This is a genomic window from Amycolatopsis sp. NPDC051106 (assembly GCF_040682775.1).
Taxonomy (GTDB): Bacteria; Actinomycetota; Actinomycetes; order Mycobacteriales; family Pseudonocardiaceae; genus Amycolatopsis.
This window is the reverse complement of record NZ_JBFBBQ010000042.1, coordinates 12,446-36,562: the sequence shown is the minus strand read 5'-3', so window position 1 is coordinate 36,562 and position 24,117 is coordinate 12,446. Positions and strand designations below refer to the sequence as shown.

Sequence of the window (24,117 nt, the reverse complement as noted above, 5' to 3'; positions counted from 1 at the left end):
CTTTTACTGCTCGCGGTGGAGGACTTGTGGCTGACGCCGTCGTGGTTCCTGGTGGTGCGTTCGGGCCGGCAGCGGGACTGCTGATGTATGCCGGGGTGGTGGCGGAGCGACGCGGCGTGACAGTGCACCGGCACTGGTGGTCACAGCCGCCGTTGCCACCGTTGGAGCCGCGAAGCGAAAGCTGGGTGTGCGACGAGATCAGGCCCCTGCTCGACCGCCTCGGCGGGAGCCCGCTGCTGATCGGGAAGTCACTCGGGACGAATGCTGCCACGCCGGCCGCCGAGCGGGGCCTGCCGGCGGTGTGGCTGACGCCGATTCTCACCGTGCCGTGGGTGGTCGCCGCTTTGGAGCGGGCAACCGCGCCCATGCTGCTGGTGGGCGGCACGGGCGATGCGTTGTGGGACGGCGCCGAGGCTCGCCGGCTGTCGCCGTACCTGCTGGAGGTCGAGGAGGCCGACCACGGCATGCAGGTTCCCGGCCCGGTCAGCGAGTCGGTCGCCGTGCTCGGCCGCGTGCTCACCGCGATCGACGAGTTCCTCGACGCGATCGCCTGGCCGAGCCGAGCAACGAAGGACCGAGGCTAGGCGAACACCGGTTCCAGCGCCGCGAGACGCGGGAGCGGGACACCGAGCCTGCGGCCGTCGGCCAGCACGTCCCGGGGGTAGAGACCGGCTGATTCACGACTCAGGCGGCCGGAATCTTCGATCTGCTCCATGAGGAAGGCGGCCAAGTTGTTCCCGCCGAGGACCTTGCGCAGGACGAAGCCGAGCAGCCCGGCCGGAAGGCGCGAGACGATCGCGGCGCCCAGCCTGGGCGTTCCCCCTTTGGCCGTCATCAGGGGAATCATTTCCCGGATGAGCAGGATCGATTCTTCGGCCGCGGCTCGCGATCGCACGAAATCCGCGAACCCGCCCGCCTTCATCATCGGGGTCAAGAGCCCGGCGTCCAGGATGAAATGGAACCAGAGCCAGCTGCGGAAGTCCCGGTGTTCGGAAACCGCGAAACCCGCGTTCTGAAATAGAGCACGCACGGCACGGTAGCGTCCGGTGCGATTCGCGTCACCGCAGAATCCCATGAAGACGGTCTTCAGGATCCCGCCCCGGAGCGTGGACCCGGTGAATCCGCCGCCTCCGCCCGGAAAGCCCCAGACCACCTGCTCGCCGGGCAGTGCCGAAACGGCGACCGCGGGGTCGGCCCACACGTTGTTGAACACCAGTACGGTCGCATCGCCGACGCGCGAACTCAGAAAGGCGGTGGCCTCGGCCAGCTGGTCGTGGTTGACGCTCAGGACGATGAGGTCGTAGTCGTGGCCGGCGTCCAGTTCTTCCCGCAGGACGATCGGCCACTTCTCGCTGACCGGACGTCCGCCGCGATCGGCGCGGCCGTCCCGGATTTCCAGGTCGGCCACGGGGCCGTAGGCGGCCGCGCGGCCGGGACGGACGTAGAACTCGACCTGATTTCCGGCCTTCTCCAGTGCCCACCCGTAAAGCGTCGCGATCGCGCCGCGACCGAAGAACAGAATCTTCATTGTCTTCCTCTAACTGGAAATGGTGTTCCACTTGCTGTTTACTGTAGGCGAAGAACACCGCCGCCGTTCACCCCCGCGAGGAAGTGAGAACAACATTGGCCGGACCGACTCACCTGCGGGCCGACGCGGCGCACAACCGCGCGAAGATCGTCGAGGCGGCTCACGAGCTCTTCCGCGCGCGGGGCGCCGACGTCGCCATGAGCACGATCGCCCGGCGTGCCGGGGTCGGCGTGGCGACGCTGTTCCGCCGGTTCCCGTCCCGGGAGGCCCTGCTCACCGAGGTGTTCGCCGAGCAGATCAGCCGCTGCGAGGCCTTGCTGGACGAAGCCGTCGACGACCCGGACCCCTGGAACGGCTTCCGCCGCCTCATCGAGTTCATGTGCGCCGAGCAGATCAAGGACCGGGGGTTCGCCGAAGCGGTCCTCGCGTCGTTCACGGGCGAGAACGACTACCGGCACCGACGCGACCGCGCCGAAACCGCGTTCGAAAGACTGGTCCGCCGCGCCCGGCAAGCCGGCCGCCTCCGGCCGGACTTCGCGACCAGCGACCTCGTCATGCTCCTGTTCGCCAACGGCGGCCTCCGGGACGCCCCACCCGAGCACGCCCACGCCCTTTCCCGCCGGCTCGTCGCGTACCTCCTCGACGCGTTCGGCACCGCACCCGGCCCCGGCGGCGCCCCGCTTCCGCCGGCGAGCCCCCTCGGGCTGGAGCACGCGGTGGGCCCAGCCAAGAGATAGAACGTTCAGCTGACCGCGTGCCTTTTGCCCAGTCGAACGGGATCGAGCTCTGCTACGAAACGTTCGGTGGTCCGGTGGAGCTGATGCCGGCGCAATGGCTGACGGCTGCGCAGTCCCGCGCCGGGCAGTGGTCCGTGACCGACGCGGCGACGAGAAGATGGCTCGCCGCAACGAAAGCCGTTCTCATCGCGCGGTGCAGGGGTAAACCCCGTGCGGGCGGGTATGGCGGGAGGATGCCTCCCCGGTTGTGGCGTTGTCTCGTCGTGGTCGGCCTGCGGTACGCGCTCGGCGGCAGCCCTGGCGGCGCCGGGACGATGCTGGTGTTCTGGCTGCTCGTCACCGCGATCGTGCTCGTCGTCCCGGCACCGGGACGACGAGAACGAGGGTGAGTGCGCCGAGCGGGCTCAGGTGGAGAACGGCGAAGACGCGCCTTCCGCGCGGGTGCGGCCACGGCGGGCGGTCGCCGCCAGCGGCTGGGCGATGTCCTCCAGGGACTTGCCTTCGGCGTCGACGGCGAGGAAGCGGGCGATCAGGCCGCCCGCGATCATCACGGCCGCGCCGAGCAGGTAACCGAGGAACAGCCGGCCGGGGTGGTCCCCGGTGCCGATCAGAGCGCCGTAGAAGACCGGTCCCAGCGCGCCGAAGCACTGCGCGATCGCGAAGAACACCGCGATCGCCTTGGCCCGCACCTCCAGCGGGAAGATCTCGCTGACGGTCAGGTAACCCGCGCTGGCACCGGCGGAGGCGAAGAAGAAGATCACGCACCACGCGATCGTCTGCGTGATCGCGGTGAGGGAGCCGGTGTAGAACAGCACCGCCGTGACGGCGAGCAGGACGCCGGAAACGAGGTACGTGCCCGAGAGCATCGTCCGGCGGCCGAGGGTGTCGAAGAGGTGGCCGATGGTGAACGGGCCGACCAGGTTGCCGACCGCGAACGCGATCAGGTAGATCGGCGTGGCCGCCGACGGCACCCCGTAGAACTTGCCGAGCACGAGGGTGTAGGTGAAGAAGATCGCGTTGTACAGGAACGACTGGCTGATCATCAGCGAAGCGCCCAGGATCGCCCGGGACGGGTACTCGCGGAACAGCACCCGGGCCAGCGCCACGTACCCGATCCGCTCGGCCGGCGTCACCTCCATCTCCTTGCTCCGGTCGACCGGCGGCAGGCTGCGGCCGGACTGCTCCACCTCGTGCTCGATCTGCTTGATCGACTCCTCGGCGGCGTGCTCCCGGCCGTGCATGATCTGCCAGCGCGGGCTTTCCGGCAGGTGCCGCCGCACGAGCAGGATCACCAGCCCGAGCACCGGGCCGATCAGGAAGCCCAGCCGCCACCCCAGCGACATGTCCATCCGGTTGAGCAAGATGTAGGTCCCGATCGTGCCCAGCACGGCGCCGGCCCAGTACGTGCCGTTGACCGCGATGTCGACCCGGCCCCGGTAGCGGGCCGGGATCAGCTCGTCGATGGCGGAGTTGATCGCGGCGTACTCGCCGCCGATGCCCATGCCGGCGACGAACCGGGTGACGTAGAGGAAGGCGACCCAGCCCGCGCCGTTGCCCAGCGTCGCCGCGGTCAGGCCGCTGCCGACGAGGTAGACCGCCAGGGTGAGCATGAACAGGTTCCGCCGGCCCAGTTTGTCGGACAGGTTGCCGAAGAAGAGGGCGCCGACCACCTCGCCGGCCAGGTAGATCGTCGCCAGCAACCCGGCCGCCGCCGACGACAGGTGCAGCGTCTCGGGCTTGGTGAGGGTGTCGGCGACGGCGCTGGCCACCGTGATCTCCAGGCCGTCGAGGATCCACGCCACCCCGAGCGCGACGACCATCCGGGTGTGGAACCGCGACCAGGGCAGCCGGTCGATGCGGGCCGGGATCAGCGTCCGGACCGCCGATGACGCGGGTGTCGCCGCCATGCCAACCTCCCAGGGGAACGAGCTGCCCCGCACGGCTTCCCCCGCCGTCGCCGGTGAAACCCGGGCCGCGGCAACGGTTGCCGAGGCTTGACCCGGCAGCGGCGTGCAACCGTCCGGCCCGGCACTTCCGTCCCTGAAGAGTGCCCATGCGAAGCTTGCCCGCCTTGTCGGGTTTCCTGCTCCTCGTCGTCACCGTCACCGCGTGCGGCCTCACCGAATCGGGGTCCGGGAACGAACCGGCGCTGTGCTCCCCCACCTACGAACCCCGCGAACTCGTCGGCCGCGGCCCGCTCCAGCCGACGTTCCCGTTCCCCTCGGGCCACCGACCGGACGAGCACCAGCCGGGCGAAACCCGCACCACGGACGCGGCCGTGATCAAGAAGATCGCCGCCGCCGCGTGTTCGCTGCCGACCCCGCCGCGGGAGCTGGCCTGCACCCTCGAACTCGGGCCGAGCTACGAACTCCGCTTCCTCGACGCGCAGGGCCGGACGACGACCCTCACCGCCGCCGGTTTCGGGTGCCAGTTCGTCGAAGGGCTGGGCCCCGCCGGTACGACGCGAAGCCGCTCTGGGAAGCCCTGGCCGTCGCCGGTCTCCCCGCGCCGTCGCCCCGATGACTCGGTCCACGCCGTCTTTCCTCGATGCACGCGGCGGTCAGCGATGGAAGCGGGTCGTGTTCTCCAGTGGCTCCCGGCCGACGGTGAGGGAGTTGATCGCGGCGCCGGGATCGGCGTAGCCGAACGAGATTCCGAACAGCAGCTTCCCGCCGGCGATGCCGAGCGTCTCGCGCACGGTGTCGGCGTAGAAGCTCAGCAGCGCTTGAGGGCAGCTGGCCACCCCGTAGGCGGCCATCGCCAGCAGCAGCGTCTGCGCGTACATGCCCACGTCGGCGGTCAGCCGCGGGTCGCCGGACTCCGGCGCGTACAGCAGAGCGACGTGGGGCGCACCGTAGAACCGCAGGCTCTTCTCGTCGTACGTGGCACGCAGATCGCGGTCACCGCGGGCGATGCCGAGCGTGTCGTACAAGGCGGCGCCGAACGCCGCACGCCGGCGGTGGTGCACCGGCGAGTAGATGTCGTCGCTGTACGGGAAGTCGACGGTCCGCCGGCCGGCGCGCTCCGCAGCCACGATCGCGTCGGCCAGGCTGTCCCGCGCGGCTCCGCTGACCACCTCGACCTGCCAGGGCTGCGCGTTGGAGTTCGACGGCGCGGCGGCGGCCAGGCCGAAGATCGCCTCGATGGTCTCGTCCCGGACGCGGTCGGGCAGAAATCCCCTGGTCGCGCGCCTGTCCCGGATGAGCCGCTCCGCCACTCCGCTCAGCACCGTGGTCACATCGACTCCCTAGGTACACGCTGACGTTTACCTGTGCGACCGTAACGGACGCTCCGCGCTATGTAAACGTTGCCGTATAGTTGGCGACATGGGAGACGAACCGGCCCGCCGAGCCGGGCGAGGCGGCCGCGAGCGCGTGCTGGCCGCCGCGAGCACCTTGTTCGCGGCGCGTGGCATCACCGCGACCACGATGGAGGACATCGCCGCCCACGCCCCGGTGTCCAAGCGAACCTTGTACGCCCACTTCCCCACCAAGGAAGACCTGGTCCTGGCCCAGCTGGACCATCTCCTGCGGTCCGGCTACACGCTGCTCGAGACCCTGAAGCGGACCGACCTGCCCGCCCGCGACCGGCTCCTCGCGATGTTCGTCGTGCAGCCGTGGCCGGACGGCATCGTCCACGGCTGCCCGTTCATCCACGCGGCGGCCGAGCACCCCGACCCCGCCGGCCGCGTGCACGCTTTCGCGCGCGAGCAGAAACTCGTCATGCTCGCCCTGGTCACCGGCCTCCTCGACGAACTGGGCATCGCCGAGCCACCACCATTGGCCGAGCAGCTGGTCACCCTCGCCGACGGCGCGGCCGGCCGCGCGATGGTCCTCAACGACCCCGGCTACGGCCGCCACGCCCGCGCGGCCGCCGAAACCCTGCTGGACCACGCACCCCGTCGCCCCGGCGCCTAGCTCACCGCACCTGCCGAACGGCGGTCATGCCGGATCACCTGTTCTGCCCGGCAGTGCGCACGCGGCGAGCAGCGCCGCGATCGTCCACGCCGCCGGGCCGACGCCCCACCACGTGGACAGGGCGCCCGCGGTGACCGCACCGATCGTCTGGGCGCCGTAGAGCACGACGATGTACAGCGCCACCGCCCGCGACCGCAGCGAAAGGGCCACGGTCGCCTGCAGGAAGCCGTTGTTGACCGTGACCATCGACGCCTGCGCGGCGCCGAAGACGAGGCCGGTCGCGAACAACGCCGGCACCGAGCCGAGCAAGGGCAGTGCCGTGAGCGCGAGCGCGGCGAACAGTGCGCACGCGGACCGCAGCGCCCGCTCGGGAACGTACCGGCGCAGGTTCGGGTAGGCCACGGCCGAGCAGACCGCGCCGATCCCGAACGCGGCCAGCACGAACCCGAGGTCGGTGGCGGAAAGGTGCCGGACCGTCAGGACGTACACCGGGACGAGCGCGGACATCGCTTGAGCCAGCCAGAAGAACGTCGCCGCGCGCACGAGCAGTTCGCGGTATCGCGGCGTGGCCCGGAGGAACGCCGTGGTTTCCCGCAGCGAATCCCGCCACGAGCCCGCGACGTTCGACGTCACGACTGTCCGGCTCTTCCGGAAGCACAGGACGAAACCGGCGAAGGACAGCGCGTTGGCGAGGTAGACCGGGAACCCGCCGACCGCACCGAAGGCGAACCCGCCGGCCGCCGGGCCGAGCGTGCGGGCGAGGTTGAACGACAGGCTGTTCAGCGCCGAACCGTCCTTCACCAGATCCGCCGGCAGCACCGAGGACACTTCCGCGTTCCACGCCGGGTAGCCGGCGGCCCAGCCCGCGTTGAGCGCGAACGTCAGCACGAGGATCACGACCGGGCCGAGGCCGCCGCACCACCCGAGCACGGCGAAGACCGCCGCCACCAGGGCGCCGGTCGCATTGGCCCAGAACAGGACCGGGCCACGGCCGATCCGGTCGGCCAGCACGCCCGCCGGGAACGACAGGACCACGGCCGGCAGGGTGGCCCCGGCCAGGAGCAGCGCGTTGATCAGCGGCGACGGCGAGGAGAGCGCGAGCTGCGCGGCCGCCGCGGTGTTGTGCATCCACGTTCCGAAGTTGGACAGCACCGAGACGATCCACAGCTTCCGGTAGGCGGGCACGGCCAGCGGCGGCAGCCCGCGCCACGCGATACGGCTCTCGGACACCACGCCCCCTGTCGATCCGGTTCGGTCCGCCGAGCATCGCCGCCACGATCAATGTCGTCAATCTTGATGGAATCAATGTGAGATGCTGGCGGCATGACCGATCGGACGTTCACCACGGCGCAGGCCGCCCGTCTGCTGGGGGTGAAGGCGGACACGGTGTACGCCTACGTGAGCCGCGGTTTGCTGAGCAGGACCCGGGCCGCCGACGGGCGCACGAGCCGGTTCGACGCCGAGGAGGTCCGGCGCCTGGCGGCCAGGAACCGCAGGGGCGCACCGGAATCCGCCCCGATCGAGACGGCGCTCACCGTCATCCGCGACGGCGAGCTGTACTACCGGGGCCGGAACGCCGCCGAACTCGCGGCACCACCACTTTCGAGGCCGTCGCGAATCTGTTGTGGACAGGCGTGCCGGCCGAGGGCGCGGCGTTCGTGGCGGCCGAGCCCGTGCGCGAACTCGCGTGCGCGGTGATCCGGCCTCTCGCGCGGCAGGCGCGGCCGGTGGACCTGCTGCCGGTGATCGTCGGAGCCGCCGCCACCGCGGATCCGCTGCGCTACGACGTGGATCCGGCGATCGTGGTGGGCGCCGGACGGGCCCTGCTCGCGGTGATGGTGGACGCCCTGCCCTCGTACGGGAACGCCCGGCCGGCGGACCCGCTCGCGGTGCGCCTGTGGTCGGCGCTGACCGCGAAGGAGCCGCACGAGGACGGGATCCGCGCGCTCGACGCCGCTCTGGTTCTGCTGGCCGACCACGACCTCGCGTCGTCGACGATGGCTGTCCGCACGGCGGCGTCCACCAGAGCGCATCCGTACGCGGTGGTCGCGACCGGGCTCGGCGCCCTGGACGGCCCGACGCACGGGGCGGCCGCGGAAGCGGTGCGCCGCTTCCTGCGTTCGGCGGCCGAACTGGCCGACCCGATGGCCGCCGTGGCCGACCGCGCCCACGAAACCGGCCGCGTGCCGGGGTTCGGGGAACCGCTCTACCCCGAGGGCGACCCGCGGGCGGCGAGGCTGCTCGAACTGGTCCACGCCCCGGGCCCGATCCGGTCCACAGTGGACGACCTGATGGCTGCACGGCCGGCCATGCGGCCGAACGTCGACCTCGCGCTGGCAGTGCTTGCGGAGGCCTGCGACATGGTGCCGGGTGCGGGTGAGACGATCCGCGCGATCGGGCGGACCGCGGGGTGGCTGGCGCACGCGCTGGAGGAGTACCGCGAGCGGCCGTACCGATTCCGCCCGCGGGGTTTCTACACCGGGAGCTGACCGCCGGACCCGATCGTTCCGATCGGACAGTTCACATATCAACTGTTTACGTGTAGACTGTCACCGTGAAGCAGCGACCGTCCCTGCACCGGGACCTCATGCGTTACCTGCACCGGGCCGCGTTGCTGAGCGAACGGGCCGGTGATCGCCGGTTCCAGCAGCGGATCGGCATCGGCCGGACCCTGTTCCTGGTGTTGCGGTCGATCGCCGACGCCGGCGAAGTCCCCCCGTCGCAACAGGAGATCGCCGACCTCCTGAGCCTGACGAAGGGGGCGGTCAGCCGTCACGTCGAGACCGCCCGGCACCGCGGATGGCTGGCGGTCGCGACCTCGGCCGCGTCTCGTCGTGAGCACACATTGACATTGACCCCCGCAGGCCAGTCCCTCGTCACGGAAGGGCTGGCCGTCCAACGCGAGTACGAGCGGCTCGGCGGCGAGCACCTGACCGACGCCGCGATGTCCACCACGATCCGCACCCTGAAGACGATCTGTGAACTCCTGGAGAACGAGGAGCGGCGATGAAGATCGTGGTCATCCTCGGCAGCACCCGCCCCGGGCGGGTCGGCGACCGCGTCTGCCGGTTCGTCATGGACAAGGCAGCCCTGGTCGACGGCGCCGGGTTCGCCGTGCTCGACCTGGCCGACCACCCGATGCCGTTCTTCGACGAGCCGCTCGCGCCACTGGCCAACGCCGACCGCCGCCCGTCCGCGGCCGTGCGGACGTGGCTCACGGCCATGGCGGCCGCCGATGCCTACGTCTTCGTGACCCCCGAGTACAACCACGCGCCGCCGGCGGCGCTGAAGAACGCCCTGGACTTCCTCGCCACCGAGGCCGCCGGCAAACCCGCGTCGATCGTGTCGTACTCCACCACCGCACACGGCGGGGCGCTGGCCGGTGAGCAGCTGCGGCTGGCGCTGAGCAAAGCGGGCATGCTGCCCTTGCCCAAGAGCCTCCCCCTCGCCCACGCCGACCGGCTGCTCGGCCCCACCGGCGAACTGGTCGAACGGTCCGACCGGGCCCGCCGGATCGCCGAGTTCGTCCCGGCCTCCCTCCGCGACCTCGTCAACCACACCCGCGCGCTCAAAACCCTTGCCGAAGCGGCACCATCAGGCCATTGAGCGACTTGCGCCCACCCATGCCGATGAGCAAGTCCCCCGGGCGTGTTCGGCTCTCTGCTTGGATATCGGCGTGACCGTGTACGACCTTGCTCGCGCCCTGCCCGCCATCCCGGACCTACGCTCGCTGTGCCGCGCGCTGGCCGCGTTGGACGTCGTGCTGAGTCCCGGCAGCGATGACCGCTACCACCTCTACGACACTGATTGGGCGCCTGGCCAGGAGCTGGCGTCCATGCGGGACGGTGCGGGCAACGAATACTCCGTCGTGTTCACGGCCGCGGGGGCGTACGTGCGCGGCTTCGACCACGAGTCGCCGATGAGCCCCTACGCCACGGACGACGACGAGCCGTGGCCCGGCGTTCTCGACACCGTGCCCGACGTTTTCCGGGAGTGCGTGCGGGAACCGGCGTTCTGCGACGAGTACGGCACGCCGTACGTCACCGTGTGCCTGTGGCGTGAGCACGCCGACACCGCCTGGCGGCACGGAGTCATCGCCTTCCCCGACGACGGCGACGACGGCGCGGACTGGCTGTTCGCTCTGCTGACCGACGGCACACCCGAGGCGTACCAGGACTGGGCGCAGGACTACTACGAAAGGCCGATCGACCTAGCCGCGGTCCGGCACATCTACGCGGGGCAACCGCTGACCGCGAATGTCGTGACCGCGTTCAACTCCGCCACCACCCTGGCGGCCGTGGCAGAACGCGTCGCCGCAACCGGTTACCCGATCCGCTGACCGGCCGTTCACCAGAACATGCCCCATGCTCCTCCGAACATGAGCAAGCCGGCGCGCCGGTTATGAGAGCGGTGGAACCACGTTCACGACATCGGCCAGGCCGACGAGCCGGGGACCCTCGAGCATCGACAGCCGCAGCCCCGCCGAGATCGGCGGCCAGAGATCGGGTGCGAGCGGGTGGAGCCGAATCATCGCCTCGTTCCCGGGGGCAAGCGTTTTCCTTCCCTCCAGAGTCAAAGGCGCGTCGTGGCGTTCCCGGTGAACGTCCGATGGAAATGCCCAGTGTGCTCGATAGCCGGAGTGGATCGCGGTGTGACGACCGCCTTGTTCCGTGGTCACGAGCCGCAGCCGGGCGCGGATGTACCCGCGCTCCTCTTCGGTCGCCGTCCAGCGGTCGTGCTCATGGTCAGGTTCCATGCCGAAATCATCCAGGCGGAACAGCGACGCCTGACATTCGCGGCCCGTCGATCGAAACCCCGAACGGTCAGGGCTCGGTGCCCCACGCGAGGGCGCCGGACTGGTAGGCGGTGGCGGTGGTGAGGTCGGCGAACGACGCCGCCGCGCGGTAGCTGTAGTCGTCGGCCTGGTTGAGCGCTGACCAGTCGGCCTTCGCGACCCGCACCTGGATCTCACCGGTGCTCGCGCCCGGGGCGAGGGTGCCGCCGGCGAGGCTCACCTCGACGTACGCGTCGGCACCCGGGCGCGCCGCACTGAGCTTCACCACGCGCAGGGTGACGTTCGCGCAGCCGAGAACCGCGTAGTCGCACCAAACCTGGTAACCCGGGTTGGTCGCGTCACCGGTGAACCAATAGCGCGCGGTGACGCTGTTCAGGGCGACGGCCGCGCTGCCCCGGTTGACGATCTGGAGACCGGTGCGGATCTGGTTGCCGGTGACGGCGCTGTCGGCGCGTTGCTGCACGGCGAGGGAGCCGGTGCCGGTGTTGCCGCCGGTCGTGGTGGTGACCGAGACCGGGCTGCTCGCCGCGGACTGGTTGCCGGCGGCGTCCCGGGCGCGGACCGAGAACGTATACGCGGTGCCCGGGGTGAGGCCGGTGACCTGGTAGCTGGTGCTCGTGGTGGCGCCCACCACCGCACCGGCCGGGTTCAGCACGTCGTACCCGGCGACGCCGACGTCGTCGGTCGCGGCGGTCCAGGCGAGGCTGACGCTGGTGCTGCCGGCCGTGGCGGTGACCCCGGTGGGCGCGGCAGGCGGAGTGGTGTCCCCTGTGGACAGTCCGGGTTGGCTGCCCCACAGCACCGCGGAGCCTTGCGCAAGCACCAGCTGCGGGTTGTTCACCGGCGCGCTTCCGCTCGGGGCGAGGCCGGTGTGCGACCAGTCGTTTCCGGGATTCCAGGTGCCGGTGCTGCTGATCCGGAACTGCACTTCCTTGCGGTAGCGCGACTGTCCGCCGGGAGCGACGCCGCCGGAGCACGGCACGTCGACGTAGTACACCGAGCCGGAGAACTGGTGCACGGTCGGCGCGTCGCACTGGTTGTACGCGGAGGTGACCGAGATCTGGCCGGGCGTGGTGGCGCCGTCGAGGGTGAAGTAGTACCGCAGCGAGCCGGTGAACGTGCGCGCCGGCCACGCCGACTTGTTGATCACGTACGCCTTGACCTCGGTGAACGTGCCGCCGTCGGGCTGGTTGAGCGCACCCTGCGCCAGGATTTCGGGGCCGTCCGGGGTTTCCTTCGGCGGGAAGCTCGCCAGGGGTGCGCCGCCGTACTCGCCGTACAGCCGGGCCAGCGCGCCGGTGAAGCCGGCGTTGTAGTCGAGCGCCACCTCGTTCATGGTGTAGTTGCCGCGGTCGTCGGTGTACGCGTCGTTGGCCGAGCTGGGACCGCCGACGAGCGCGCCGTAGAGGACGTGCCGGCTCGCCACCGGGTCGGTGATGCTGTCGGCCCAGGAGCCGTGCGCGGTGCGGTGGTGCGGGTTGCGGGGCGGGTTGACGCCGAACCCGACCTCGTAGCTCGCGCCGCGCGGGTTGTCGCCGAGCGCGTAGTCGATCTGCCGCACGGCGAAGTCGTGGTACGTGGTGGCGCGGGCGGAATCCGTGGTCCGCAGCCAGTCCGAGTAGGCGAGGGCGACGAACGCGGTGTTGGCGGCGTACCGCAGCGAGCCCCACTGGTCGAGCACCGCCTGGCCGCCCGGCGAATACGGCACGCGCTGGCCGTTGACGCCGGTGGTCCACCAGTCCAGCCAGCGGTTGGCGTCGGCGACGTACTCGGGATCGCCGGTGAGCTGGGCGAGCAGGACGTACGCGCCGTAGGACTTGTCGTCCCACGCCAGCGTCCAGCGGTAGGAGCGGGTGGAGGTCTGCGGCTCGGTGGCCAGCTTCCCGTATTCGGCGCGCGCCTTGGTCAGGTAGGCGGCGTCGCCGGTGGCCTTGTACAGCCAGATCGCGCCCCACACCAGCTCGTCCTGGTAGCCGCTCCAGGACTTGTAGAAGTTCTGGGCGTCGGTGATGCAGTTGGAGTAGGCGCCCCGGTAGTTGTCCGCGAACGAGTAGAGCTGCTTGGCGTGGGTGAGCAGGGTCGCCGCGTAGGTCGGGTCGTCGGCCCGGAAGACCAGTGAGCCGGCGGCCAGCTGCGCGGCGCCTTCGCCGGCGAGATCGGAGCCGGGGCAGGAGGTGTCGACGCGGTAGGCGGGACGGGCCATGGTCATGGTCTCGGCGGGACCCCACCACTTGTGGTCGTCGTCGCCCTTGCCGACCTGGCCGTAGAGCACGTTGGGCTGGGGGTGCGCCTTGATCAGCCAGTCATTGCCCCAGCGCAGGTTCGACAGCAGGTACGGCCACTGCCCGGAGTCCTGGTAGGCGGCGCGGTTCTCCAGCGCGCCCCAGGCCAGCATGCTCATGCTGAATTCGAAGGGCAGCCCGAACTTGACGTGGTCGCCGGCGTCGTAGAACCCGCCGGTGAGGTCCAGGCCGACGTCCTTGCCGTCGTCGAGGGCGGACGGGCCGCGCCAGGAAACCCGGTTGCCGGCGGGCAGCGCGCCGGAGCGCTGCGCGTCGTAGAACCAGATCGCCTTCTGGAGGGCCTCGCCGTAGGCGAACTTGCCGGCCGCGGCGCGGGCCGCCGGGGACAGACCGGGCACCACCACGGCCAAGCCGAGCACGAGGAGCGCCACGAGCGCCCGGGACATCCACTTCATCGTCGAAGCGTGCACTCCGCCTCCTCGGTTCTGGGAGCGCTTCCGGAACGACGGTAAGGATCCGCGTGCGGCCTGTAAAGCATCGCCGCCACCGATAGGCGTTTCAGCCGTTCAGTACTGGACTATCCGGCGTAGCCCGGATGGAATCGGCCGGCATTCACAGTGCGTACCTTGGGAGCGTTCCCAGTTTTCCCCGTCGAACGGCCGTCTCGCGAGTCCTACCCGGACCGGTGGACCACGAGAGCGGAAGCGACGCGGGCGACAGCGGGATCGGCGTCGTCGGCCAGCCGCCGCAGGACGTCGTGGGCCAACTCCGGCGGCAGCTCGGCGAGCGCCTGGGTCAGCCGAATCCGCACCGCGGAATCCGCCGCTTCGGCGGCGAACTCGCCGACGATCGCGCTCAGCACCTGGTCCGCGTACCCGTGTTCGGTCGCCAGCGAACTCAGCACCTCGGCCGCTTCGACGTCGTTCGTGCCCTCGACCACCATGGCGACGAGGGTCGGCACCGCCGCGCTCCCGCCCCGGCTGCCCACGGCCAGCGCGGCCGGCCGGCGCACCGCCGGGTCCGGGTCCGCGAGCGCGCCCGACAGCGCCGAAGTCGCCTCGTCGCCCGGCAGCTCGGCGATCGCCAAGACCGCGCGCCGCCGGACGCCGACGTCGGACGAGCGCAGGCCCGCCGCCACGCTCGCCACGCCGTCGCCGCCCGCCCGCGCGAGGGCCCACCGGAGCGCGCCGGCGACGTTCGGGTCGGCTTCGGCGAGGATCGCCTTGGCCAGCAGGTCGGCGGGAACCGGAACGCCCTCGGCCGGGGCCAGGACGGCCTGCTGGCGCCGCGCGGCGCTGGGCGAATCGAGCCCGTGCAGCAGCTCCACGACGCGCAGGACGTCCGGCCAGCCGTCGGGCGCCGAGGCGTCGATCGCACGGAGCCGCTCGAGCAGTTCCCGCTCCCGTTTCAGCCGGTCCTCGGTCCTGCGGATGAGGTCGTCGACCAGAGCGGCCGGCGGGACGAGCGCGTCCTCCAGTGCGCGGCCGATCTCCCGCAGCGTCAACCCCAGTGACCGCAGGCCTTCCACGTGGAAGATCCGGCGGATGTCCGCTTCGGAGTATTCGCGGTAGCCGCCCACGGTGCGGCCGGTCGGCCGCACCAGTCCGAGGGAGTCGTAGTGCCGCAGCATCCGCGTGCTCACCCCGGACCGGCGGGCCACCTCGCCGATCAGCACGCCGCTCCCCCGGCGCGTTCGGGACCGAGCGCGACGACCCGCTTCGCCTCGTCGACGGCCGAGTCGAACCCGGCGTCCGGGTCGTCAAGGAGCCGTTCCGTGGCTCGGGCGTGCGCACGCACCGCCGGGTCGGCACTGGCGAGTCCCGCCCGCAGGGCCGGCTCGATCACGTCCCCGAGCGCGACGAGTGCCCGGCTCAGGCTCAGCCGCAGCTCCCGGTCGCCACGGCCGAGCCGGCCGGCCAGGCGCACCGCCAGCTCCTCCCGGTCACCGTCGGGCACGAGGGCGACCGCGGCCCGCCACGCGCTTCGCTTGACTTCGTCGTCGGGGTCGTCGAGCAGCGCCGGGGTGATCGCGGGCCACGCGGTCCGGTCGCCGATCTTCGACAACGTGTGCAGCGCCTGGCTCCGGGCCTGCGGCCGGCCGGAACGCAGCTCGGTGACGAGCCGGGGCACCGTGAGCTCCGCGGGCAAGCGGGTCAACGCCCAGGTGAGCATGTCGCGCACGAAGAAGTCCGGCTCGATCGCGCACCGGGCGACGAGCGCGTCGGCGAAGCCGGGCTCCGGGTACGTCCCGGCCGCCAGCGCCGCCTTCAGCCGTGTCGACGAATGCCCGGCAGCCAGCGCGTCGAGCAGGCGCGGGTTCTTTTCGCTGTTGATGGGGATCACCTCCTGCCGCCCAGTGAAGACCTTGTCACAGTGTCAAGGTCAAGCCCCGGTGTTCGCGCGGCGGGCCCGGCCGGGTTCCGCCGCCGCAAGGACGGCTGACGCTTTCTGCCCGGACGGCCTGGAACTACTGCCCCGGCGGGCAGCCTGGCACCAAGCCATACACCGGCCATCGCGGCGTTGCTATCCTCCCGCCGAGTGATCGTCGACAAGGCGCCGTCACCGGCCGGTGACCCGGTTCGCCGGCCCACCGGAAAGGTCGCGTAGTGGGAAACCCGCTGGTCGCGGAGACCAAAGACTCCACCAAGGCGTATTCGGGCATTTCGCTGCTGGAGTCGGCAGCCGACCTCAAGTCCGCGATCGAAAGCGGCGACTGGGCCTCGGTCGCCATGGGCGCCGTCGGCACCGCCCTCGACGCTCTCTCCATGGCCATGGACCCCTTCGGCGCGATCCTCGCCGCCGGCGTCGGCTGGCTCATCGAGCACGTCGGGCCGCTCAAGGAAGCTCTCAACGGTCTGACCGGCAACGCTGACGAGATCGCCGCGCAGTCGGAGACGTGGAAGAACGTCGCGACCGAGTTGGGCAGCATCGGCCAAGACCTGACCGGCATGGTCAAAACCGACATCTCGTCGTGGACCGGGAACGCCGGCGACATGTACCGCCAGCGGGCACAGGACACGGTCACGCTGCTGGAAACCGCCCAGAAAGGCTGCGAAGGCGCGTCCAGTGGTGTGAAGACCGCCGGTGAGGTCGTCGCGGCGGTGCGGGCGCTGGTCCGCGACATCATCGCCGAGCTGGTGGGGCACCTGATCAGCTGGGCCCTGCAGGTGGTGTTCACCCTCGGTATCGGGATGACGTGGGTCGTTCCCCAGGTGATCACCGCCGTCGCGAAGACCGCGTCGAAGATCGCCGACCTGACCAAGCGGCTGGTCAAGGCACTCCAGGCGCTGATGCCGCTGCTCAAGCGGGCCGGTGACCTGTTTTCCGACGCGGCCAAGGCGCTGAAGAACATCAAGCCGGGCAAGGCAGCGCCGCCGCCGAAGCACGCCGACATCAACGGCAACCCGAAGGGCCTGGACGGACCGAAGGGTGACGGCACCACTCCCTCGGGCGCCAAGGGCGACGGCACCACCCCGTCCGGCGCCAAGGGTGACCCGCCGCCCAAGAGCGAGCCGCCGCCGGCGTCCAAAGGTCCCGACGACACGCCGTCGCCGAACGGCTCGACCACGCCTTCCGGCGGCGGGAAGGGCCCGGCCGGCGGGAAGGACGGCGGCAAGCCGCGCGACGGCGGGCTCGCCGGCCACAACGGCTCCCCCAAGGAAAACTCGACCCCGACCGACTGCCGGCCGGGCAGCGGCGACCCGATCGACATGACGACCGGGCGGATGATGCTCGCCCAGACCGACGTCGAGATCGACGGCGTCCTGTCGCTCGTGCTGGAGCGCGCCCACTTCTCCGGCTACCGCAGCGGTGTCCACTTCGGACGGTCTTGGGCGTCGACCGTGGACCAGCGCCTGGAAACCGGGGACGGCCGCGTCGACTTCGCCGCCGAGGACGGCACGCTGCTGGTCTACCCCGTCCCGGGTGCCGCGGCCGTCGCGCCGGTCGAGGGCCCGCGGTGGCCGCTGCGGCGCCTCGGCGACGAGTACGTCATGGAGCAGCCGGACCTCGGCCGCACCCTGCACTTCCCCGCCGGCGGCGAGATCGGCCGGCTGGCGGCGATCTCCGACGCCGACGGCAACCGGATCGTCTTCGACCGCGACCCGCACGGGACGCTGCGCGAGGTGCGGCACTCGGCCGGGCACCGCATCGCCGTCACCACGGCCGACGGCCGGATCACCGAGCTCACCTCCGTCGGCGCCCGCGACGACGACCGCGTCACCCTCGCCCGGTTCGCCTACGACGAGCGGGCGAACCTGGTGGAGGTGATCAACTCCTCGGGCCGGCCCTACCGGTTCGCCTACGACGACGCGGGCCGCATCACCGGCTGGCAGGACCGCAACGGCCGGGGCTACGAGTTCACCTACGACGAGCTGGACCGCTGCGTCCGCGGCACCGGGCCGGGCGGGGTGCTCTCCTACACCTTCGCCTACGACCGGGAAAACCGCGTCAACCGAGCGACCGACTCGCTCGGTCACACCACCACCTTCGAGCTGAACGAGGAGTTCCAGCTCGTCCGCGAGACCGATCCGCTCGGCGGCGTGACGACCTACGAGTGGGACCGCCACGACCGGCTGCTCGCCGTCACCGATCCGCTGGGCCGGGCCACCCGGTACGGCTACGACGAACACGGCAGGCGGACGTCGGAAACCCGCCCGGACGGGAGCGTGCACAGCGTCCGCTACGACGGGCGCGGCCGTCCGCGGGCCACGGTCGAACCGGACGGCGCGGTGTGGGCCCACGAGTACGACGAGACCGGCCGGCTCGTCGCGACCACCGACCCGATGGGCGGGGTCCGCCGGTACGGCTACGGCCCGGGCGGAGCGCTCAGCTCGTTCACCGACGAAGAAGGCCGCACGACGGGGATCGAGTGCGACGCCCTCGGCAAGCCCCGCACGGTCCTCGACCCCGCCGGCGGGCGCACGGCCTACACCTACGACCGGCTCGGCCGCGTCGAGTCCGTCACCGATCCGGCCGGCAACACGACGACGTTCGCGTGGACGGTCGAGGGCGAGCTGTGGAAGCGCATCGCCCCGGACGGTTCCGTGGAGCGCTTCACCTACGACGGCGAGATCAACGCGGTCGAGCGGACGGACGCCGCGGGTGCCGTGACCCGGACCGACTTCGGGCCGTTCGATCTGCCCGTCTGCGAGATCGCGCCGGACGGCAGCCGCACGCGGTTCGCCTACGACACCGAGCTGCGGCTCGTCTCGGTGACCAACGCCGCGGGCGCGCAGTGGCGGATCGACTACGACGCCGCCGGGCGGGTCGTGCGCGAGACCGACTTCGACGGCCGGGTCGTCACCTACCGGCGCGACGCCGCCGGCCAGCTGGTCGAAAGCACCACGGGCGCCGGGGAACCGACGACCTACACCTGGGACGCGCTGGGCCGGCTGACCGGAAAGCGCCGCGGGGACCGCGTCACGACCTACGCCTACGACGCCGCGGGCCGCCTGGTGCGCGCGACCAACGCCGACGCCGACCTCACCTTCGCCTACGACCGGCTCGGCCGGGTCGTGGCCGAGACCTGCGACGGCCGGGAAGTCCGCTCGGGCTACGACCGCAGCGGGCTGCGGACCGCGCGCCGCACCGCCTCGGGTGTCACGAGCACCTGGAGCTACGACGCGGCGAGCGCGCCGGCCGAGCTGAGCACGGCCGGCCGGTCGATCCGGTTCGCGCACGATCCGGCCGGCCGCGAGATCGGCCGGGTCTTCGGCGCCGCGACGCTGGCCCAGACCTGGGACGCGAACGACCGGCTCGTCGAGCAGGTCGTCGCCGGGGCCGACGGGCAGCCGCGGCAGCGGCGCGCCTACCGCCACCGGGCGGACGACGTGCTCGCCGGGGTGGACGACCTGCTCTCGGGCCGCCGCGAGTTCGCGCTGGACCGGCTGGGCCGGGTCACCGGCCTGCAGCGGCCCGACGGCGGCGAGCGGTACGCCTACGACGCCGCGGGCAACATCGCCGTGGCGGAGTGGGCCGACCACCCGGCCGCGGGCCCCCGCGAGTACACCGGGACTCTGGTGCGGCGCGCCGGCGACGTCGAGTACCGCTACGACGACCTGGGCCGCCTGACCTGGCGGCAGCAGCCGGGCGGCCCCGCCGGCTGGAGCTTCGCCTGGAACGCCGACGACCGCCTCGAGCAGGTGCGGACCCCGGACGGCCACGAGTGGCGCTACGCCTACGACGCGCTGGGGCGCCGGGTCGCCAAGCGCCTGCTCGGCCCGGACGGCACGGTCGCCGCCGAGACGGTCTTCGTCTGGGACGGGATCGTCCCGGCCGAGGAGATCGTCACGAACGGCGGTGCGCCGGCGCGGATCACGACGTGGGACTGGGAACCGGACCGGCCGGTGCCGGTGAGCGTGCTGGACCGCCGCACCCGCGCGGACGGCGGCCTCGACGAACAGTTCCACGCCGTCGTCGCCGACCTGATCGGCAGCCCGGCGGAGCTGGTCGACGAGTCCGGCCGGATCACGTGGCACTCGGCGCAGACCCTGTGGGGCCTGGAGGCCGGTGGCCCGGGGCCGACGCCACTGCGCTTCCCGGGCCAGTACTTCGACGCCGAGACAGGCCTGCACTACAACGTCAACCGGTACTACGAGCCGGAAACCGGGCGGTACATCAGCCCGGACCCGATCGGGCTCGGCGGCGGCACCAACCCGCACGCGTACGTCCGCAACCCCACCGGCTGGCTCGACCCGGTCGGCCTCAAGGGCGGCAAGGGCAAGTGCAAGGGCGGCAAGGCGAACAACCCGGTACTGGGCAACAACCGCCCGGGCCAGCCGGTGTTCCACGGCAACGCGAACGTGCCGGTGACGGAGATCAGCGACAAGAAGTTCGTCGGGATCCTGGAGAACCTCGCCTCCGGCCGCGGCGAAGGCGCGCGCCGGGCGAAGGAACTGCTGAAGCAGATGCAGGAAGGCCGCGGCTGGCAGCAGACGGCGGGCATCCACCAGGGCGGCCTCGGCGGCGCGGCGGGCGGCGCCGACCCGCGGCCCCACATCACGGTGAACGTGGGCGGCCGCGGTTACCACGTCCACGTGGGCAGCTCCAACGGCAACCTCTTCGCCCAGGACATCACGCCCAACCCGATCCGCTGACGCGCGCGGCCGCCGCGCCGGTCGTGCCAGGTTCCGGCGTGCCGGCCGTCGCCGGTTCGCCGGGGCTTCCGCTCGGCCGGGTTGCCCGGGACTGCACCGGGTGGCCATCGGGCTGGGCCGAGGCCGCAGCGGCCGGCGAATGGGCCCCGGGCATGGCCAGGTACAGCTGCCCGGACATCAGGCTCTGTCGGCGCACTCCCGGGTTGGCGGCGCCGGCCGGGCGAGTTCGTCCTCGACGAACGTGGGCCTGGCCAGCGTGATCGCCGGGATGGTCGCCACGAGGGCGACTGCGAGCAGGAACAGCAGCGGCAGGGTCCACCCGCCGCTCACGTCGTGCAGCAGCCCGACGAGCAGCGGACCGAGCGCGCCGAGCGCGTACGCGACCCCCTGGGCGAAACCGCTCAGCGCGACGGTGCCGCCGTGGGTTCGGGTGCGACCGTTGATGAGCACGAGGCAGACCGGGAACAGGATCGACCCCGAGCCGATGAGCAGCACCCAGAGCAGGGTGAGTGCCGCAGGCGCGAGCAGCAGGCCGAGGTAGCCGAGCACGAAGCTCGCGATACCGGCGGCGATCAGCCAGCCGACATTGCGCAGCCGCGCGACGAGCAGGGGCGCGACGAGTGCGCCGGGCACGCTGATGAGGCCGGTGACGGCGAGCAGCACACCGGCCTCGGTCGGCGTCGAGCCGGCGATGTCGCCGAGGATCTCGGGCAGCCACGCGAAACACGCGTAGGTGCAGATCGTGCTGGTCGAGAACACGGCGGTGATCGACAGGGCCACGCGTGACCGCCACAGCCGCGTGACGAGGGCAGGAGGCGGGGACTCGACAGCGACGGCATCCGAGAGTCGCCGGCGGCGCTCCCGCACGATGATGACGAGCCAGGGAACAAGCGCGACCACCGAAGTCACCGACCAGATGCCGAGCGAGAACCGCCAGCCGAGCTGCTCGGCGACCGGAGCGGCGAGCGCAGCGGGCACGGCCGTGCTCACGCCCACGATGCAGGCGTAGACAGCGGTCAGCAGCGCTACCCGGTCGGGAAAGTAGCGCCGCACGATCGGCGGCAGCAGCACGTTGCCGATGCCCGTACCGGCGAGCGCGACGACACTGCCCACGAGCAGCACCGCGAAGCCCGGGGCGAACGCGCGCACGAGGTGGCCGAGGGTCATGAGCAGCAACGCGAGCACGATGCCGCCGTCGAGGCCGAGGCCGCGGGCGACGCGCGGCGCGATGAACCCGGATGCCGCGAGCAGGATCGGCGGCAACGTGCCGAGCAGCCCGACGCCGATGTCCGATATCGGGATGTCCACCCGGATGTCGCCGAGGATCGGCGACATCGCCGCAACCGCCTGGCGCAGGGTGAAGGCGACGAGCACGATGCCCAGCAGCGCGGCCGCGCGGCCCGCCCACAGCGGAAGGGGGCGGTGCTCGGACATTGCCCGACCCTAGCTTGTCGAAGCGGCCCCGGCGGGAGGCGACGGGCGTGCTGTACCTCACCGGCCGCAACCTCGAAGACGCCTCGTCAGCCGCGCCGCCGTTGACACTTTAACTAAGTTCGGGCATCGTGGGAACGGTCTTGAACATTGTTAAGGCGCTGGCCGGACAACCGCTGGTTGCCCACCGACACGTGGAGTCACGCCATGTCGTTCCTCGTCGCCATCGCGATCTACGTCATCCGCGTCCTGCGCCGGCCGATGGACGTCCGGCTGAAGCTGCGGCACGCCGGCCCGCTGGCGGTCGTTTCCGGCGCCGGGGCGGTGGTGGCGGCCTGGAGCAAGCTCCGGCCGGACGGGATCGCCACTTCCTACCTGCTGGGCGAAGTCCTCGGCGTGCTCGCGGTCTACCTGATGACCTGGACAACGGTCCTGGCCACCCGGTTGCCCACGCTGGAACGCTGCTTCGGCGGTCTGGACCGCATGTACTTCTGGCACCGGCTGTGCGGCATCTGGTCTCTCCTGCTGTTCATCCCGCACACGCTGGTCACCAGCGGCAGCGACCAGGCGGCACCCGCGGAGGAGCTCACCTTCTCCGGCGAGGCGGGGCGGGCGCTGGGCTTGTTCGCCGCACTCGGCTTGATCGCGCTGACCCTGGTTTCGCTGGGCCGGGTGAGCCGGCTGCTGCGCGTCGGCTACCGGCTTTGGCTGGTGACGCACCGGTTCATCGGCCTGATGCTGGTCGCCGCCCTGGTGCACGGGTGGTTGCTCGACGAGGTACTGGCGGGATCGGCCGTGTTGCGTGTCGGCTACGTGATCATCAGCGCGGTCGGAGTCACCGCATACGGCTACGACGAACTGCTGCTCCGGCGCAGAGCGGCGAAAGCCGACTACGTGATCAAGGAGGTGCTCCGCCCGGGAGCGCACATCACCGACGTCCTGTTGACGCCGACCGGTGCCGGTTCGCCGTTGCGGGGCGGGCAGTTCGTCTACCTGAGCGTGGGCGGGGAACACCGCTGGCGCGCACACCCGTTCAGCGTGGCGGGAACGTCGTCGGACGGCTCGGTCCGGCTCACCATCCGCTCACGCGGCCGGGATACCTTGCGGATGCACGAGAACCTGCGTCCCGGACTGCCGGCCGTGGTCAACGGTCCGTACGGCATGTTCGACCACACTCTCGGCGGCGCTCGCCAGATCTGGATCGCCGGCGGTATCGGAGTGGCGCCGTTCCTGGGCTGGCTGACCACCGAACGGGTCGACGAGCCGAGCCGCATCGATCTGTTCTACTGCACCGGCACCGAGGCCGAAGCGGTGTTCCTGCCCGACCTCGTCGCGGCCGCCGACCGCTTGCCGAACCTCGAGGTGCACCCGGTCTTCTCCGAAAAGCACGGCAGGCTCACGGTCGATCGCGTCCAGGCCGCGGCCGGTCCGGTGACGGCGGACACGCACGTGTTCCTGTGCGGCCCGGCGGCGATGGTCGCGAGGCTCGGCACCGGGCTGCGACAGAAAGGCATTCCGCGCGATTACGTGCACGCCGAGCACTTCGAGTTCCGTTAGGCCCATCTTGCCTCGCCAATGGGATGTTCGAGGACGGCGTTGATCAGGACCGCGCCGTTTCTCGCACCCTTGGCTTCGGCGACACACTCGCCTGCCTGGCGCGGCGCTCGTCGTGGCCGCGCCGGCTGCGACCGTGCCGGCTCGCAGGCGCGGCCGGCTCACGCGTCCGGCCGGGCGGCGAGCCCGTCGAGGACGATGCCGAGATGCCGTTCGAAGCGCTGGTCGCCGTCGTCGAGGAGGTGCCCGGCCTCCTTCACCAGTGACGCGCCTTCGCCAAGCCAGGCGTCGCGCTCGGTGGCCGAGTAGCGCGTCGGATCGGTCTCGGCGGCCTGGCGCCGCTCCTGCTCTTCGATGACGAAGCCGACGACGAACGCGGTGACCACATCGACGGCGTCATCGGCGTCGGCGGGCTTCCAGCCGGCCGCGGTCCAGCGTTCGAACAACGGCTCCTTCATGCGGACCACGTCCGGGTCGGTGATCCGGGTGCCACTGAAGATGCGGGCTCCGTCGCGGTGGACCAAGTACTCCGCGCGCAGGACGCGGGCGTAGGCGGTGAGGTCGTCGCGCCAGCCGTCGCCGGGCGGGACCGCGGCGAAGGCGCTGCTCACGCGGCGCATGACCTCGGTGGCCATCTCGTCGAGCAGCTCCTGCTTGTTGCGCACGTGCCAGTAGAGGGCGGGGGCGCGGACGTCCAGCCGGGAGGCGAGCGCACGAACCGTGAGGGCGTCCATGCCCTGGTCGTCGAGCAGCTCGAGCGCCGCCGTGATGATCCGTTCCCGAGTGATGCCCTTGGTCATGGTTGACAACTTAAC

General features: G+C 71.4%; 21 protein-coding genes. 11 read left to right on the top strand and 10 right to left on the bottom strand.

Annotation, left to right across the window (positions count from 1 at the left end):
- Positions 1 to 185: 185 nt before the first annotated feature.
- On the top strand, positions 186 to 584 hold the full coding sequence (locus AB0M83_RS28020; RefSeq protein WP_364521366.1) for a hypothetical protein: 399 nt from the start codon (positions 186 to 188) through the stop codon (positions 582 to 584).
- On the opposite strand, the gene AB0M83_RS28015 is transcribed toward AB0M83_RS28020, so the two are convergent.
- Positions 581 to 1,528, bottom strand: a complete 948-nt coding sequence (locus AB0M83_RS28015; protein ID WP_364521365.1) for a 2-dehydropantoate 2-reductase N-terminal domain-containing protein — start codon at positions 1,526 to 1,528, stop codon at positions 581 to 583. The genes AB0M83_RS28020 and AB0M83_RS28015 overlap by 4 nt on opposite strands.
- A 95-nt stretch (positions 1,529 to 1,623) precedes the next feature.
- Here AB0M83_RS28015 and AB0M83_RS28010 point away from each other — a divergent pair, with 95 nt between their 5' ends.
- Together AB0M83_RS28010 and AB0M83_RS28005 are read left to right on the top strand one after the other, a co-directional pair.
- Complete coding sequence (locus AB0M83_RS28010; RefSeq protein WP_364521364.1) at positions 1,624 to 2,265, top strand: helix-turn-helix domain-containing protein; 642 nt, start codon at positions 1,624 to 1,626, stop codon at positions 2,263 to 2,265.
- Between the two features lie 233 nt (positions 2,266 to 2,498).
- The gene (locus AB0M83_RS28005) at positions 2,499 to 2,654 is read left to right on the top strand and encodes a hypothetical protein (RefSeq protein WP_364521363.1); all 156 of its coding nucleotides are present in this window, start codon (positions 2,499 to 2,501) and stop codon (positions 2,652 to 2,654) included.
- 15 nt (positions 2,655 to 2,669) lie between these two features.
- Here AB0M83_RS28005 and AB0M83_RS28000 read toward each other — a convergent pair whose 3' ends face one another.
- Both AB0M83_RS28000 and AB0M83_RS27995 read right to left on the bottom strand, forming a co-directional pair.
- Positions 2,670 to 4,172, bottom strand: coding sequence for an MFS transporter (locus AB0M83_RS28000; protein ID WP_364521362.1), 1,503 nt, complete (start codon positions 4,170 to 4,172; stop codon positions 2,670 to 2,672).
- 653 nt (positions 4,173 to 4,825) lie between these two features.
- Positions 4,826 to 5,503 carry a nitroreductase family protein gene (locus tag AB0M83_RS27995; protein WP_364521361.1) on the bottom strand — a complete coding sequence of 226 codons (678 nt, stop codon included), beginning with the start codon at positions 5,501 to 5,503 and terminating at the stop codon, positions 4,826 to 4,828.
- Positions 5,504 to 5,591: 88 nt separating this feature from the next.
- Between AB0M83_RS27995 and AB0M83_RS27990 the strand changes: the two genes are divergently transcribed.
- Positions 5,592 to 6,182 (top strand): helix-turn-helix domain-containing protein, encoded by a 591-nt coding sequence (locus AB0M83_RS27990; protein ID WP_364521360.1) that lies wholly within the window; start codon positions 5,592 to 5,594, stop codon positions 6,180 to 6,182.
- 24 nt (positions 6,183 to 6,206) lie between these two features.
- Here the strand turns inward: AB0M83_RS27990 and AB0M83_RS27985 are convergent, their stop codons facing one another.
- Positions 6,207 to 7,412, bottom strand: a complete 1,206-nt coding sequence (locus AB0M83_RS27985; RefSeq protein WP_364521359.1) for an MFS transporter — start codon at positions 7,410 to 7,412, stop codon at positions 6,207 to 6,209.
- A gap of 93 nt (positions 7,413 to 7,505) precedes the next feature.
- Between AB0M83_RS27985 and AB0M83_RS27980 the strand changes: the two genes are divergently transcribed.
- The 5 genes from AB0M83_RS27980 to AB0M83_RS27960 all read left to right on the top strand — a co-directional run bounded on the left by AB0M83_RS27980 (position 7,506) and on the right by AB0M83_RS27960 (position 10,521).
- Complete coding sequence (locus AB0M83_RS27980) at positions 7,506 to 7,880, top strand: helix-turn-helix domain-containing protein (protein ID WP_364521358.1); 375 nt, start codon at positions 7,506 to 7,508, stop codon at positions 7,878 to 7,880.
- Positions 7,817 to 8,671: a citrate/2-methylcitrate synthase gene (locus AB0M83_RS27975; protein WP_364521357.1), complete on the top strand. Its 855-nt coding sequence runs from the start codon at positions 7,817 to 7,819 to the stop codon at positions 8,669 to 8,671. The genes AB0M83_RS27980 and AB0M83_RS27975 overlap by 64 nt, the downstream gene beginning before the upstream one ends.
- 65 nt (positions 8,672 to 8,736) lie before the next feature.
- Positions 8,737 to 9,192 carry a MarR family winged helix-turn-helix transcriptional regulator gene (locus AB0M83_RS27970; RefSeq protein WP_364521356.1) on the top strand — a complete coding sequence of 152 codons (456 nt, stop codon included), beginning with the start codon at positions 8,737 to 8,739 and terminating at the stop codon, positions 9,190 to 9,192.
- Positions 9,189 to 9,788 (top strand): NAD(P)H-dependent oxidoreductase, encoded by a 600-nt coding sequence (locus AB0M83_RS27965; protein WP_364521355.1) that lies wholly within the window; start codon positions 9,189 to 9,191, stop codon positions 9,786 to 9,788. Before AB0M83_RS27970 ends, AB0M83_RS27965 begins: the two co-directional genes overlap by 4 nt.
- 70 nt (positions 9,789 to 9,858) lie before the next feature.
- Positions 9,859 to 10,521 (top strand): hypothetical protein, encoded by a 663-nt coding sequence (locus tag AB0M83_RS27960; RefSeq protein WP_364521354.1) that lies wholly within the window; start codon positions 9,859 to 9,861, stop codon positions 10,519 to 10,521.
- A 60-nt stretch (positions 10,522 to 10,581) separates the two neighbouring features.
- On the opposite strand, the gene AB0M83_RS27955 is transcribed toward AB0M83_RS27960, so the two are convergent.
- From AB0M83_RS27955 to AB0M83_RS27940, 4 genes are all read right to left on the bottom strand, one after another.
- On the bottom strand, positions 10,582 to 10,938 hold the full coding sequence (locus AB0M83_RS27955) for a hypothetical protein (protein ID WP_364521353.1): 357 nt from the start codon (positions 10,936 to 10,938) through the stop codon (positions 10,582 to 10,584).
- Positions 10,939 to 11,005: 67 nt separating this feature from the next.
- On the bottom strand, positions 11,006 to 13,666 hold the full coding sequence (locus tag AB0M83_RS27950; protein ID WP_364521412.1) for a glycoside hydrolase family 9 protein: 2,661 nt from the start codon (positions 13,664 to 13,666) through the stop codon (positions 11,006 to 11,008).
- 227 nt (positions 13,667 to 13,893) lie between these two features.
- Positions 13,894 to 14,895: a MerR family transcriptional regulator gene (locus tag AB0M83_RS27945; protein WP_364521351.1), complete on the bottom strand. Its 1,002-nt coding sequence runs from the start codon at positions 14,893 to 14,895 to the stop codon at positions 13,894 to 13,896.
- On the bottom strand, positions 14,889 to 15,563 hold the full coding sequence (locus AB0M83_RS27940) for a HEAT repeat domain-containing protein (protein ID WP_364521350.1): 675 nt from the start codon (positions 15,561 to 15,563) through the stop codon (positions 14,889 to 14,891). The genes AB0M83_RS27945 and AB0M83_RS27940 overlap by 7 nt, the downstream gene beginning before the upstream one ends.
- A 263-nt stretch (positions 15,564 to 15,826) precedes the next feature.
- Here AB0M83_RS27940 and AB0M83_RS27935 point away from each other — a divergent pair, with 263 nt between their 5' ends.
- On the top strand, positions 15,827 to 20,317 hold the full coding sequence (locus AB0M83_RS27935) for an RHS repeat-associated core domain-containing protein (RefSeq protein WP_364521348.1): 4,491 nt from the start codon (positions 15,827 to 15,829) through the stop codon (positions 20,315 to 20,317).
- 177 nt (positions 20,318 to 20,494) lie between these two features.
- On the opposite strand, the gene AB0M83_RS27930 is transcribed toward AB0M83_RS27935, so the two are convergent.
- Positions 20,495 to 21,751, bottom strand: coding sequence for an MFS transporter (locus AB0M83_RS27930; RefSeq protein WP_364521347.1), 1,257 nt, complete (start codon positions 21,749 to 21,751; stop codon positions 20,495 to 20,497).
- Between the two features lie 204 nt (positions 21,752 to 21,955).
- On the opposite strand from AB0M83_RS27930, the gene AB0M83_RS27925 reads away from it, so the two are divergent.
- Positions 21,956 to 23,305, top strand: a complete 1,350-nt coding sequence (locus tag AB0M83_RS27925) for a ferric reductase-like transmembrane domain-containing protein (protein ID WP_364521346.1) — start codon at positions 21,956 to 21,958, stop codon at positions 23,303 to 23,305.
- 158 nt (positions 23,306 to 23,463) lie between these two features.
- Here the strand turns inward: AB0M83_RS27925 and AB0M83_RS27920 are convergent, their stop codons facing one another.
- Positions 23,464 to 24,102, bottom strand: coding sequence for a TetR/AcrR family transcriptional regulator C-terminal domain-containing protein (locus tag AB0M83_RS27920; RefSeq protein WP_364521345.1), 639 nt, complete (start codon positions 24,100 to 24,102; stop codon positions 23,464 to 23,466).
- Positions 24,103 to 24,117: the final 15 nt, after the last annotated feature.